At 62.9% G+C, this 13,638-nt stretch carries 11 protein-coding genes; 3 read left to right on the forward strand and 8 right to left on the reverse strand.

Translation table 11 applies throughout. The features are described 5' to 3' along the window. Nucleotides 1-39: 39 nt before the first annotated feature. Both GWG65_RS22875 and GWG65_RS22880 read right to left on the reverse strand, forming a co-directional pair. A complete protein-coding gene (locus GWG65_RS22875; protein ID WP_275197830.1) occupies nt 40-2,364 on the reverse strand; it encodes a molybdopterin-dependent oxidoreductase in 2,325 nt (774 codons plus the stop codon). A gap of 14 nt (nt 2,365-2,378) precedes the next feature. Beyond that, nucleotides 2,379-3,011: a TetR/AcrR family transcriptional regulator gene (locus tag GWG65_RS22880; RefSeq protein ID WP_275197831.1), complete on the reverse strand. Its 633-nt coding sequence runs from the start codon at nt 3,009-3,011 to the stop codon at nt 2,379-2,381. Nucleotides 3,012-3,183: 172 nt separating this feature from the next. On the opposite strand from GWG65_RS22880, the gene GWG65_RS22885 reads away from it, so the two are divergent. Together GWG65_RS22885 and GWG65_RS22890 are read left to right on the forward strand one after the other, a co-directional pair. Next, nucleotides 3,184-4,383 carry an acetyl-CoA C-acyltransferase gene (locus GWG65_RS22885; protein ID WP_275197832.1) on the forward strand — a complete coding sequence of 400 codons (1,200 nt, stop codon included), beginning with the start codon at nt 3,184-3,186 and terminating at the stop codon, nt 4,381-4,383. Between the two features lie 93 nt (nt 4,384-4,476). Continuing rightward, a complete protein-coding gene (locus GWG65_RS22890; RefSeq protein WP_275197833.1) occupies nt 4,477-5,682 on the forward strand; it encodes a multidrug effflux MFS transporter in 1,206 nt (401 codons plus the stop codon). An 821-nt stretch (nt 5,683-6,503) separates the two neighbouring features. On the opposite strand, the gene GWG65_RS22895 is transcribed toward GWG65_RS22890, so the two are convergent. From GWG65_RS22895 to GWG65_RS22920, 6 genes are all read right to left on the reverse strand, one after another. Beyond that, nucleotides 6,504-7,289 carry an ABC transporter permease gene (locus GWG65_RS22895; RefSeq protein WP_275197834.1) on the reverse strand — a complete coding sequence of 262 codons (786 nt, stop codon included), beginning with the start codon at nt 7,287-7,289 and terminating at the stop codon, nt 6,504-6,506. Then, the gene (locus tag GWG65_RS22900) at nt 7,286-8,098 is read right to left on the reverse strand and encodes an ABC transporter permease (protein ID WP_275197912.1); all 813 of its coding nucleotides are present in this window, start codon (nt 8,096-8,098) and stop codon (nt 7,286-7,288) included. The genes GWG65_RS22895 and GWG65_RS22900 overlap by 4 nt, the downstream gene beginning before the upstream one ends. 73 nt (nt 8,099-8,171) lie before the next feature. Continuing rightward, nucleotides 8,172-9,218, reverse strand: coding sequence for an ABC transporter substrate-binding protein (locus GWG65_RS22905; protein ID WP_275197835.1), 1,047 nt, complete (start codon nt 9,216-9,218; stop codon nt 8,172-8,174). Between the two features lie 28 nt (nt 9,219-9,246). Further along, a complete protein-coding gene (locus GWG65_RS22910; RefSeq protein WP_275197836.1) occupies nt 9,247-10,554 on the reverse strand; it encodes an FAD-binding oxidoreductase in 1,308 nt (435 codons plus the stop codon). A 15-nt stretch (nt 10,555-10,569) separates the two neighbouring features. Then, complete coding sequence (locus tag GWG65_RS22915; protein WP_275197837.1) at nt 10,570-11,286, reverse strand: HAD family hydrolase; 717 nt, start codon at nt 11,284-11,286, stop codon at nt 10,570-10,572. Between the two features lie 35 nt (nt 11,287-11,321). Further along, a complete protein-coding gene (locus tag GWG65_RS22920) occupies nt 11,322-12,404 on the reverse strand; it encodes an ABC transporter ATP-binding protein (protein ID WP_275197838.1) in 1,083 nt (360 codons plus the stop codon). Between the two features lie 212 nt (nt 12,405-12,616). Here GWG65_RS22920 and GWG65_RS22925 point away from each other — a divergent pair, with 212 nt between their 5' ends. Further along, complete coding sequence (locus tag GWG65_RS22925) at nt 12,617-13,555, forward strand: LysR family transcriptional regulator (RefSeq protein ID WP_275197839.1); 939 nt, start codon at nt 12,617-12,619, stop codon at nt 13,553-13,555. Nucleotides 13,556-13,638: the final 83 nt, after the last annotated feature.

Consider the following 13,638-nt stretch of genomic DNA (forward strand, 5'->3'; position numbering starts at 1 on the left):
ATCGCGATTGGTTTCTCGGTCATTTGAACTCCCTCCGCGCTATTGTCCGGCTGCTCTCAAATGAATTCGCTCGGACTGCGACTGATAGGCGGCCGCCTCCTGCGCAGACACCAGGGCCAAACGAACTGCAACGTTCTTGTGGTAGGGCGTACCCGCGATGGGATCACGGTTGCCGCTCTCGGTGAGCAGATTGATGCGTGGCCCGTTGATCAGACGCTCTCCGTCCGACGTGGGGTATGCCTGACCATAGCCGTGCGGCAGCGCCAGCTGGCCGTTTCGCATGGCGTCATCGACCTTGCAGCGGACGACGAGCCGGCCGACCACGGATTCCACGGCGACCCAGTCACCATCCTCTGCGCCCAGCTTTCTCAGATCGTTGGAATTGATCAGCATGGCGCCATCCGGATCCTCGCGACGCCATGCGGGATCGCGAAAGATCTGGTTGGCATTGAACATGCGGCGGCCACCAGCTGCCAACATGAACGGAAACTCCTTTGGCGCTCCCGCCGCCTGGGCATCGAGACGCGCCAGCCATTCCAGCATCTGCGGGATGGCCAGCCGAACCATGCGATCCGAATGGCTGATCAATGACCAGACCTCGTCATAGTCGTGCTGGGTAATCGCTGTGCCCTGTCGGTTGGCCACGATTGTATCGAACAGGAGATCGCCGAGCTGATGATCCGCCACGTCGTCCAACGCGCCGATCGCTCGCCGCACCGCTTGGGGCGACCGCTTCGCACAAGCCAGTGCCGCGCTCCACAACGGCGCAGCGGCCGCCGTGCCATCGGGAAGCGTCTGCCCAAGCGTATGGTAAAGCACCAAGGCAGCGACTGCAGCGGCGGAGGGGTTTTCTGCAATGAAGATACGAAAGGCGCCTGCGAACTCGGCTCGGGAACGCCGCGCCGCCTCCCGCAGGGGCGCCAGCACATTGTCACCTGGTAGAAGCCCCAAGGCGATCGCAAGCCGCGTGTAGATCTCGGGCTCCGGCAAAGTGCCGGCGAGGGGCGGCAAGACGTTCGCACGAACGTGAAAATAGTTCGTCGGGAACTCGAAGTTGAACAAGGTGAATTCTGTTTTTTCAAATTGCGAAGATGCCGGGAGAACGTAATGCGCGAGCCGCGCGGTTTCCGTCATCGCAACGTCAACCACGACGCACAGGTCGAGCGAGCGCAGCGCGCGTTCTACCGCCTCGGTGTTTGCCGCCGTGTTGGCGGGGTTGGAACTGTCGATCCAGGCGCAACGCAACCGGTCGGGATGGTCGTTGAGCACCGCTTCGGGGAAAATGTTGGGCGGCAGCAAGCCCCCAATGATCGCGTCACCGGTCGGTACGAACGTCTGGTTTGGAGAATTGCCCCATAGCGGTTGGAGCCAGCTATGCAATTGGTTGGTGCCTTTACGGCCGAAATTGCCGGAAAGCATGATCAAGAGCTTTTCGAGATAGGAGTTGAGCGTCGAGTTGATGCCCTGCTGGATGCCAAGCTCGACCCGCACCACCATCGCCTTCGCCGCTGCGATCATCGCGGCGCAACGCTCCACATCCGCGATCGAGACATCGGCGGCGGCGGCCCATTCTTCAACGGGAATGTCTAGTAGCGCCTGCCTCACTTCTGCGAAGCCGATCGTGTGCTCCTGAATGAACGCGTGGTCGATGCGGTCGGACCGGACAAGCGTGGCCAGCAGCGCGCCAAGGAGAAACGTGTCGGCGCCTGGACGAACTGCGAGATGCAGATCCGCCATTTCGGCGGTTTCGGTTCGCCGGGGATCAATGACGATCAGCTTACGTGCGGGATCCTTGCGGATTTGATTGAGATGATCGCGCGCATTGGGGAAGCCGTGCGCGATCCAGGGATTTGCACCGATGACAAGTAAGAGATCGCAATGATGTACGTCTTCGGCAGTATGGCACGTCTGGCTCCCGAACATGTGGCCATTGACCCAGAAGTCGCCGGTTTTCTCCTGCGAGAGGGCGTTGAAGACGCTGCGCGAACCCAGCGCGCGCAATAATCCGCTGGCATAGGCGCCGCCGGCGTGATTGCCCTGCCCGCCGCCGCCGTAAAGGGCAATACTCTTGCCGCCATGCTTGTCGACGATGTCTCGCAGCCGCGCCGCGATTTCCGAGATCGCTACATCCCACTCGATTTCGTCGAAGCCGCCGTCCGTGCGCCGACGTAGCGGCTTCGTTAGCCGATCCCTGTGATGCGCATAATATGGAATCCGGGCCGCCTTATTGCAGAGATAGCCCTGTGATTTCGGGCTCGAACGGTCGCCTCGCACCTTCTCGAGGCGCTCGTCGTTCACGAAGACCTCGATCCCGCAATTGATGTAACACAGGTTGCAGGCTGTCTTGAGCCACTTGCCAGCCATGATGGTGACCTCCCTTACTTTTGTGTTTTTTCGCGACGCGTTACCTTCATGGCCCGTCGCTGGGGCTTCCGAATCCGGCCTCCGGCGGTCCGACGTCCGGCATCGAGAATGCAGTCGGAAAGTTTCCCCACGCCGACGGCACGCGACAGCACGATCGATCCGACCATGGTTGCGATAGCGCCCGCCGCGACTTGGCGTGCCTGTCGAGGTTGAGACTCACCGGGAAGCAGCTCGACAAGGACATCGATCATCATCTCCAGTCTGGAAGCCAGGGCCTGCTGCTCGCTCGGGCCAGATCGAGCTACGTCGACGGCCAGGGTCGGAAGCGCGCAACCCTGTTTGGGGTTGTCGCGATGCCGAGGACTGAGATAATCGGCGATTAGCGCCTCGAAGCGCTCGCCGTTGGGCTTCCCGCTCGCCAGCTTTTTCCAGCGCTCGGTCATTTGGTCCATTGCAAAAGCGATCGCTTCGCCAACGAGGGCGGCGCGTGACTCGAAATGGTTGTAGAAGCCGCCGTGCGTCAGACCCGCAAGCTTCATCAAGTCGACGACACTGAGTCCTTTGGCACCCTTCTGGCGCAAACCGTAGGAGGCATTTTCAACGATCCGACTGTGGGTTTGACGCCTGTGGTCTTCGACGTATCGCATCGCCACTCCGTTCAAGGTCTTAAGGACATCGGCTGTAGAAACCGTCCTCCGTCTCCTCCGAGCAATTTCTGGAACCGCGCTTCCTGATGGTCACGGCAACATTTCATTGCAATGCCGGCCATCTTATATGACTATCATCATATAACAACTACCATCAGCAGGAGCGTTCGCCATGGCCGTTGCTTCCGACCCCGTCGTCATCCTTTCCGCCGTCCGCACACCGCTGGGCCGCTTCATGGGCGAGTTGTCGCCTCTCAGCGCCCACAAGCTCGGCTCTCACGTGATCGGTGCGGCGCTCGAAAGGGCCAAGCTTGCGCCCGAACGGATCGACGAAGTTTTTATGGGCAACGTGCTCCCGGCCGGACAAGGTCAGGCGCCGGCACGTCAGGCGGCCCGCGGCGCCCATTTGCCGGATGCTACCGGCGCCACCACCGTCAACAAGGTCTGCGGTTCCGGCATGAAGGCGACCATGCTGGCGCACGACATCATCAATGCCGGCTCAGCCGAGATTGTATCGTCCGGCGGCATGGAGAGCATGAGCAATGCGCCCTATCTGCTGGCCAAGGCTCGCGGCGGTTACCGCGCTGGCCATGACCGCATCATCGATCACATGATGATGGACGGTCTGGAAGATGCTTACGAGACAGGCCGCTCGATGGGAGATTTCGGCGAGGCCACTGCGGAGGCCTATCAGTTCACCCGCAAGGATCAGGACGCCTACGCAATGGAGACGCTCACCCGCGCCCGCAAGGCGGTCGAGGGCGGCGCGTTCAGGGCCGAGATCGCGCCGATCACGCTGACTGAAAAGGCCGGGCCGCGCATCATCGCGAACGACGAACATCCACTGAAGGTGGATCCCGCCAAGATCCCCGGATTGAAAGCAGCTTTCCGCGCCAACGGCACCATTACGCCGGCCGCCTCCTCCGCCAATGCCGATGGCGCCGCGGCTATCATCCTCGCGAAACGCTCCCTCGCGGATCGCGACGGCCTGCCCGTGCTGGCCGAGATCAAGGGCCACGCCACCCACAGCCAGGAACCGCAATGGTTCACTACAGCGCCGATCCCGGCCATTCGCAAGCTGCTGGACAAGGTCGGCTGGAGCGTTGGCGATGTTGATCTGTTCGAGATCAATGAGGCCTTTGCGGTGGTGGCGATGGCGGCTCAGAAGGATCTCGGCATCCCCAGGGAGAAGCTGAACGTCAATGGCGGGGCGTGCGCGCTCGGTCATCCGATCGGTGCCACCGGCGCGCGCCTGATCGTGACTTTGTTGCATGCGCTCGAAGCCCAGAACCTCAAACGCGGCGTCGCGGCGTTATGCATCGGTGGCGGTGAAGCCACCGCCATTGCGATCGAGCGCGTCGCCCGCGGATAGCACAGGCAACCCAGCGAACACGGCTCGGCGAGCGGCGCGAACCGTGTCGCTCGCCGTCTTGTAACCTGCCTATCCCTCGGCGCGAAAGTTCACATGGCTGACCAAACAATCAAGACCGCGCCGCTGGACGTTCCCGGCACCACCGCCTTGCCCATCGCGGTCCTTTCCGCCCTGGCTGCCATGGGAACGCTTGCGACCAACATCTTGCTGCCTTCGCTGCCACAAATTGCAATCTCATTGAATGTCACGAGCGCGGCGGTCACATCCGCCATCACCGTCTTTCTTGCGGTGTTCGGGTTGGGCCAGCTGGCGGTCGGACCGCTTTCGGATCGCTACGGAAGACGCTGGCCAGTCTTGATTGGATTTGCCGTGTTCTTCGCCGGCAGCGTCTGGTGCGGCTTGGCAAACGACCTGCCTGGTCTTTTAGTCGGCCGGGCAGTTCAGGCTGTGGGCGCGTGCGCCACGTCAGTGCTGTCTCGTGCCATCGCCCGGGACATGTTCAGTGGGGCCGCATTGGCACGCGCGTTGGCGCTGATCATGATCGCAATGTCCGCCGCCCCCGGGTTCTCGCCGTTGCTTGGCGGCGCACTCGACCACAGCTTCGGCTGGCGCTCCGAATTCGCACTCGTCGCCGCCTTTGCCGCTGTTGGTGCCATCGCCTACGGCATCGTGCTCGGCGAAACCCACCATTCGACCCGCACCCCGCTCAATCCGGTCGCCATCGTCAGGACCTATACAGGCCTGATTGGCGATCGTCGTTTCGCTGTACCGGCTGCAACCGCGAGCCTGATCATAGGCGGCTTGTTCTCTATGTTTTCGGCTGCACCCCGTTTATTCATTGAAGCGCTGCATTTCACGCCGATCCAGCTCGGCCTTTTCTTCGCCGGCACCGTCTTTATCGTATTCGCCGCCGGTATGCTGGCGACAAAATTGGCACCACGCTACGGGCTCGATCAACCGATCAGGGCAGGACTGTGGGCGACGGCCGCCAGCAGCGTAGCGATCCTGCTCATCTCGATAACCAGCCCCACTTTCCTGCCGTTTCTGGGCGCAATGAGCGTATTTCTCCTCGGCATGGGCGTTGTCAGTCCACTGGCCACCGCGCGGGCGCTCTCTCCATTCGGGGAGAAGGCCGGCGCCGCCTCGGCCCTGCTGGGTTTCTGGCAGATGATGAACGCCGCAATCGGAGTATGGCTTGCTGCCACCGTGTCGCATGAAGCAATGTTGGCGCTGGGCGTCGTGTTAAGCGCGTTTTCACTGCTGGCGCTTGGCCTGTACGCATGGAGCCCGAGATCTTGATGGGCCTGCGACCGGGCACAGGGCATCGCGAATGACCACATCACCCCACGCACGTCCATGCCTGGGCATAGCCTTTGTCAGGACATCCGACAGAAGGTCTCTTTCGACAAAGATCTGAAGACAAGCGGCGTGACGGCGCCTCGCAAGCTGCGTTTAGCGGCGGCGACCCGCTTTACCCGCGGGCCTGGTGCGGCTTTTTGGCCGAAATCCAGGTCAACGCCGGTATGGCTCACCTAAAGCCGCGGGCGCCAACTGACGTCCGACCAGGCCGCCAACGGCCAAGAGCGCCAGCAGATACGGCAGCATGATCAAGAGCGCGTTGGGCACAGCAACCCCGAGCGCCGGCAGTTGGAATTGCAACGCGGTTGCGGCACCAAACGGGAGGCAGGCAAGCGTAGTTCCGCCGATGCGCCACCGGATTTGTTCTGTGGAGGAAATTAAAAAAGCCCTTGCGGGCCGATCTCTTAAGGATGGTGGGCGCACCAGGGCTCGAACCTGGGACCCGCTGATTAAGAGACACGCTACCACCACTGATTTTTCAGGAGATTTTTTCCAACTGAGCCAAAATGCGATCGTTACAGATCAATGGCTTGCAGCGAACAATCCAACCGGGAATCGACCTGAGCTCAGCATCCTCCGAAGTCCTGGCTAGATGGCGCGCCGGCAATCTCCAGCCGGTCGAAGACTGGCGAGATCACCTGGGGAACACCAGCACGCCGGATCACTGCTGGCAGGCAACCGAAGGCGGGCTATAACCGACCTGTCCGCAAGGCACGTGACTGTCCGTTGCCCGCCAATCTTAGAATGTGTTGGCGGCGGTCTCACCCGTCTTTTTTCTGTCGCGTGCCCGTCAGCAGCACCAGTATGAACGAGGCCGCCGTCATCAGCGTCGAGATCGCGGCGATGGTCGGGTCGATCTCGTCGCGGAGCGCGGTGAACATGCGCTTGGTCAGCGGTTGATACTGGCCGCCGGAGATGAACAGCGCGACGATGGTCTCGTCCATCGCGGAGATGAAGGCGAAGATGCCGCCGGCGACCACGCTGGACTTGATCTGAGGCAGCGTCACCGCGAAGAAGCTGCGCAGGCGGTTCATGCCGAGGCTGCGCGCCACCATTTCCTGCGCGGGGTCGAAGCTCTGCAAACCTGCGAGCACCGAGATGACGACATAGGGCAATCCGAGCATCACATTGGCCAGCACGAGGCCGGGCATGGTCGCGACCATGCCGACCTTGGCATAGACGAAGAAGATGCCGACCGCCGTGATGATGATCGGCACCACCAGCGGCAGCAGCAGCGTCATATGGATCAGCCGCATAATCCGCTGCTTGGACTGGCTGACGGCATACGCGGCGGCAACCCCGAGCGGGGTCGCGATCAGGACGGTCAGGAAGGCCACCGTCAGCGTCACCCGCGTCGCCTGCATCCAGGCCGGGTTCGAAAAATACTGCTGGTACCAGCGTAGCGAGAACGACGGCGGCGGGAAGGTCAGGAAGCGCGCGCTGGAGAAGGAGATCGGCGCGATGATCAGCACCGGCAGGATCAGATAGATCAGCACCAGCGTGCTGATCACATAGAGGACGATCCGGGCGGGGGACAACCGCATCATTTCTGCCCCAATATGCGATCGAGCGAGATGAAGCGGCTGACGGCGAAGAAGATCAGAAGCACGCTTAAGAGCAGCACCACTGCGACCGCGCTGGCCGCGCCGAACTGGTTGTAGAGCTCGACATTGCGGCTCACCAGCATCGACACCATCACAGTGCGGCCGCCGCCGAGCAGCTCCGGCGTGATGTAGAAGCCGAGGCAGAGCACGAACACCATGGTGCAGCCCGCGATCACGCCCGGCAGCGACAGCGGCAGGAAGACGCGGACGAAGGTCAGCGAAGGGCTCGCACCCAGGCTGGCGCCGGCCTGCATCAGATCGGACGGGATCTTCTGCATGGTGGCGTAAAGCGGCAGCACCATGAACGGCAGCAGGATGTGCACGGTCGCAACAACCGTGCCAAAGGTGTTGTGCACCAGCGCAAGCGGCTCGTTGATCATGTCGAGATAGCGCAACAGCTGGTTGATCACGCCGGTGCGCTGGAGCAGAGCCAGCCAGGCATAGGCGCGCACCAGCACGCTGGTCCAGAACGGCAACACGACCAGCGCGAGGATCAGGATGCTCCACCCTTTCGGCACGGTGTTGGCGAGGTACGCCACGGGGTAGCCGAGCAGCAGCGCCAGCACGGTGACCGCGAGGCTGATCTCGAAGGTCAGCGCGAAGCTGCGCCAGTAGACTTCTTCCGTGAAGATGCGGCGATAGTTCTCTAGCGTGAAACCGTCATGGTAGATCGATTGCCAAGCGAGCCAGCCGACCGGCATCACGATCAGCAGGAGGATCACGAGCAGCGCCGGCGACACCAGGGCCAGCATCAGGCCATGCTCGCGGCGCTGATAGCGGAGTGAAGGATCTGGCACGGGTGTCGTCACTGCTGCCTCGCTTCGCCTACTTCTGCATGAACGATGCCCAACGCTTTTCGGCGGCTTCGCCCGCGGGCGAGGACCACCAGGCGTACGACATCAGCGCTTGCTTGGCCGCGTTCGCCGGCTCGCTCGGCAATTGCGCGGCACGCTCGGGCTTGATCACGCCGGTCTCGAACGCCTTCGGGTTGCCCGGGCCGTAGTCGATGTGGAGCGGCAGATTGGCCTGGTGCACGGGATCGACGGCCTCGTTGAGGAACTTGACCGCGGTCTCGAGATTCGGCGCGCCCTTGAGGATGCAGAGCGAGGTGCTCTGGAGGATGCCCTGGTTGTACGTGAAGGCGACCTTGGCGCCTTCCTTGGCGACCGCGCTGACGCGGCCGTTCCAGGCCATCTCCATGTCGACCTCGCCGTCGTTGAGGAGCTGCGCCGACTGCGCGCCGGAGGTCCACCAGACCGTGATGTTCGGCTTGATCTCTTCCAGCTTCTTGAAGGCGCGCTCGACGTCAAGCGGGTAAAGCTTGTCCGGCGCGACGCCATCGGCCATCAGCGCCGCCTCCAGCGTGGCAATCGGATGGTTGCGCAGCGCGCGGCGGCCCGGAAATTTCTTCACGTCCCAAAAGTCGGCCCAGCTGTTCGGTGCGTCCTTTGGAAACGTCTTCTGGCTGTACGCCAGCACGCTCGAATAGAACTCATATGACACCGAATGGGGGCTGCGATACGCGTCGGGCATCGCCGCCGCGTTCGGGATCTTCGAGAAGTCGAGCTTTTCGATCAGCCCCTGCTCGCCACCACGCAGGCAATAGCCGGTCGGGGTATCGACGACGTCCCAAATGGGCTTGCCGCTGCCAACCTGGGTCTTGATCGCGGGCCAGGCGTCCGGGATAGAGTCCTGGTTGATGGTGATGCCGAGCTTCTTTGCGGAAGGATCGAGGATCGCGACCGTCTGGGCCTGTTGATAGGCACCGCCTTGCGAGACAAAGGTGATCTGCTCGGCGGCATGGGCCGCCGTGGTAACTCCGATTGCGCCCAGCAGCGCGCAGCCAAGTCCAAAATTCCGTTTCGTATTCATCCTCGCCTCCTCCATCACCAAAGAGATCTCACTGACCGATCGCATCGAGAAACTGGTACCAGCCGGCGACCATGCGCACGGCGGGCTCGCGCAGCGGATAGAACGGAATGGATTTCAGACGCCGCGCGTCGAGCAGCCCGACCTCCGGCGTCTCACCGCGCAAGAAGGCGGCGAGATAGCGGCCCATCAGGCTCGACATTGCAACGCCCGCGCCATTGTAGCCCATCGAGAACAGCGTGCGGTCGTCGAGCCGGCCGATATGCGGTACCGAATCCAGAGTCATGCCGACGAGGCCCGACCATTTGTACGCGAGCGGAACGTCGGCGAGGTCCGGGAAGATGCCGACCATCGCCTTGCGCAGCGCATCGAACGCGGACTCGGAGTCCTGCTTGCCGAAAGCGCCGCGGCCGCCAAAGATCACGCGGTTGTCGACCAAGCGGAACCAGCGCATCATGCGCTTGGTCTCGGTGTAGGTGCGCCCTGCCGGCATCAGCCGCCCCGCCAGATTGCGCGGCAGCTTGTCCGTCGCAACAATGGCGCTGCGGAATGGGATCAGCGTGCGCTGCATCTGCGCGGTCGCGCCGGTGAGATCGGAATAGCTGTTGGTGGCGACTATCGCCTGTTTCGCCCGCACCGCGCCTCGCGGCGTCTCCGCGACGATGCCGCCGTTGTCGCGCCGGAGTTTTATCACCGGCGACTCCTGAAAAATAGGAACGCCGCGGCGTGCCATGCCATCGGCGAGACCGCGCAGATAGTTCAGCGGATGAATACCGCCGGAGCCGGGATTGAGCACACCGCCGACGAAGATGTCGGAGCCGGTTTCGTCACGCACCGCGCGTTTGTCGAGGATACGGACCTCCGCATCGCCCATCTCGCGCTTCATCCAGTTGGCTTCGTCGATCGCCGCCTTTAAGGTCGTCTCGTTATGCGCGGCCTTGACCTGCCCGGTGCGCGTCAGGTTTGCGCTGCTGATGCCGAACTCCGATACCAGCTCCTCGACCATGTCGGTCGATTCATGCGCGATCTCGTACATGCGCCGCGCCATCGCGCGGCCGTGTGCGGCGTCGATCTCGCGGAACGACAGGCGAAACTTCGCGGTGATTACCCCGCCATTGCGCCCGCTCGCGCCCCAGCCGGGATGGTTGGCCTCGAGCACGACCGGCGCGAGCCCGCTTCTGGCGATGTGGTGCGCAGCGGAGAGGCCCGTGTAGCCCGCCCCGATGATCACCACATCTGCCTGCCGCTCGCCCGACCACACGGGAAAGTCGCGCGCCGGCTCGGCCGTGGCTTCCCACAGCGAGTTAGCCGATGGCAATGCGCTCCAGTTCCGTGTCATGCCCGCGCTCACCGATTACGCCGCCGGTCCGATCGCGGCATCCGCGAGCGCCTTCAAGGTCGGGAAATGAAAGTCTGGCTTGGTCAGCGTCTCCACCGCCGGCGTGCCGCCGAAGCCAGCCATGCCCTGGCGCCGTTCGATCCAGCACACCTTGTAGCCGAGCCTTCGCGCGATTCCGATGTCGTGGTGCTGGCTCTGCGCGACGTGCAAGATGTCCGATTGCTTGTAACCGAAAGCGGACTGACGCCCCTTGTTGTAGGCGAAGAACTCCGGGTTCGGCTTTGCGACGCCGGTCTCGTCGGCGCAGACCGTATCATCGAAGGGATCGCCGAGCGCGTGCGCGTAACAAGAGAGCGCGACGCGGTCGGCATTGGTCATCGCCACCAGGCGGAATTTCGTGCGCAGGCGTCTCAGGGCCTCGACCGAGTCCGGGAACGGTCCCCAGCGCAGCACCGAAAGCTGGAACACGTCGCAGGAGGTGTCATCGGCCGGCAGCCCGAGCTCCTTGGCGAGGTAGCGGTAGACATGGAACATCACCTCGCTCGAGCGTTCATAATGCTTGTCGCGGCCGCGCTTGTAGGATTCGAAGATCTTGTCGTCGCTGAGCTCGGCTGGCATCTTGCCCGAGATTCTGCGCACGGCGGAGAGCACGCCGGTCTCGAAATCGATCAGGGTACCGACGACGTCGAAGGTGAGGACCTTGAAATTGCTGAACGAGGCTGCTGACGACATTTTTGGCTTCTTCTCTCGGTTGGACAAGGCTGGATTCAGTCGCTCACCCCGGGCACGACGATGGTGTCCTCGGGATGAAGGGTGACGGTGAGGCTGCCGCCGAGCGGTGGAATGCGGCTGTAGGCCTGGTGATAGGCAGGCTGGCGCAGGCTGAGCGCGACGCCCTCGGCAAGCGCGAGGAAGATGCGCAGGCTCTCGCCCTGGTAGACGATGTCGGTGACCGTCCCGGTCAGGCGGTTGCAGGCGGCGTCCTGCGCGCCGTCGTCAATCAAAAGCTTTTCGCTGTGCACGGCCAGCATCAGGGCGTCTCCGTCGGGAATGGCGCGGGCGCTGCGCAAAAGGGCGTTGCCGAGCGCGACGGTGGAAGCATCGACGCGGCGGACCGGCAACATCGTCGCCTCGCCGATAAAGCTGGCGACAAAGGAATCCGCGGGGTGGTCGTGCAGGCGCGCCGGCTCGTCGATCTGGATCAGCCGGCCGTCCCTCATCACGGCGACGCGGTCGCTCATGGTCAGCGCCTCGCGCTGGTCATGCGTAACGTAGATGATGGTGGCGCCGATGCGCTTGTGCAGCGTGCGCAGTTCGATCTGCATGGATTCGCGGAGCTGCTTATCAAGTGCGGAGAGCGGCTCGTCCATCAGGATCAGGCGTGGCTCGAAGATCATGGCGCGCGCCAGCGCCACGCGCTGGCGCTGGCCGCCGGAGAGCTGCGCGATGCCGCGCGCCTCGTAGCCGGCAAGGCCGACCATCGAAAGCGCGGCGCGCACCTTTTCGGGCCAGACCGCCTTCGGCAGGCGGCGTGCGCGAAGCGGAAAGGCGACGTTCTCACCGACACTCATATGCGGAAACAACGCGTAATTCTGGAAGACGACGCCGAGATCCCGCTTGTGCGGCGGCATCCAGGTGACGTCGCGTCCGCCGAAATGAATCGAACCGGATGAGGGTAGGATGAATCCGCCCAAGATACCGAGCAGCGTGGTCTTGCCGGAGCCGGAGGGGCCGAGCAGCGAAACGAACTCGCCGGCGCCGACATTGAGCGACACGTCATCGAGCGCGCGAACCCCGCCGTAAGACTTGCTCGCGGACCTGATCTCGACGCTTTCCGCTCGTTTGTCCAACGATCGACCTCGCCTCGTTCCCTGCAATGGCGTGCCTCACTGCACGCCATAAGCCTGCATTATAGACATGAATTTTGAGCACTCACGGCCGAAGCGTGCACCGCACCAAATCTTCTCTCGCAAGCCCTGCCTTTAGGCTGTGATGCCAATGACACCAGACTTGGCAAAACTCGGCAATTGCCAAATTCTCACCGCGTCCATAACATGGCGTTATGCCCGAGCTGCGCCGGATGCTGCCCTCCTCAAACGCCCTGTTCGTCTTCGACGCAGCGGCGCGCAATGGCAGTTTCACGGCGGCAGCAGCCGAGCTCAACGTCACGCAGCCGGCGGTGAGCCGAATGCTCGGCCAGTTCGAGGAGTACCTTGGCGTGCGCCTGTTCGACCGCAAAGCAGGACGCGCGGTGCTCACCGAGGAAGGCGAGCTGCTCTATCGGCGCGTGCTCGACGGATTTCGTAGCATCGAAAGCGGGTTGATCGAGATCGAGCGGCGCCGCAAGGGCACCGAGACGGTGACGCTGTCGGTCTCGTCCGCTTTCACCACGCACTGGCTCATGCCGCGCATCGACAAGCTCCAGCGGCAATTTCCCCAGGTCGACCTGCGCTTCCAGCTCATCTCCGGCGCGCTGCGCGGGCCGGTGGAGAATGTCGATCTCGGCATGCGCTTCCGCGACCGCGACGAGCCGTCCGCCGGCGGCACGCTGGTGATGAAGGAAGTGATGCTACCGATGTGCAGCCCTGCGTATCTCGGCGAGAGCGAACCCGCGCAAGGCAACACCATCATCCGCCTCGCCGAGACGCCAGGCGACTGGGCCGCGGATTACCCGTCATTCCTCACCCGGCGCCGTGGTGCGGCCAAGGCGCTGAGCTTCACAGACTATGCCGTTGTGGTTCAGGCCGCGCTGCTCGGTCAGGGCATCGCGCTCGGCTGGTTGACGGTGACCTCGCACTGGCTATTGACTGGCGCGCTCGTGCCCGCATCCGACGCGCTCACCAGCACGCGCCGGATTTGCGAATTCCTGCCGCCGCGCAATCGGCCGATGCGGCCTGTCGCCGCCGAGATCCGCGATTGGATCATCGAACAGATGCAAAGCGAGCTCACCGCCATCGACCGCCTCCATCCGAAGCTCGGCTTGATATCGGCCTGCTATTGATGTGATCGCGCGGATCGCACTGTAGCTGGGAGGGTGTAAACGTGACCCGGACCTCAACTTTTCAGTTGCTGAGCCATTCGTCC

Source organism: Bradyrhizobium sp. CSA207 (assembly GCF_029051685.1).
Classification (GTDB): domain Bacteria; phylum Pseudomonadota; class Alphaproteobacteria; order Rhizobiales; family Xanthobacteraceae; genus Bradyrhizobium.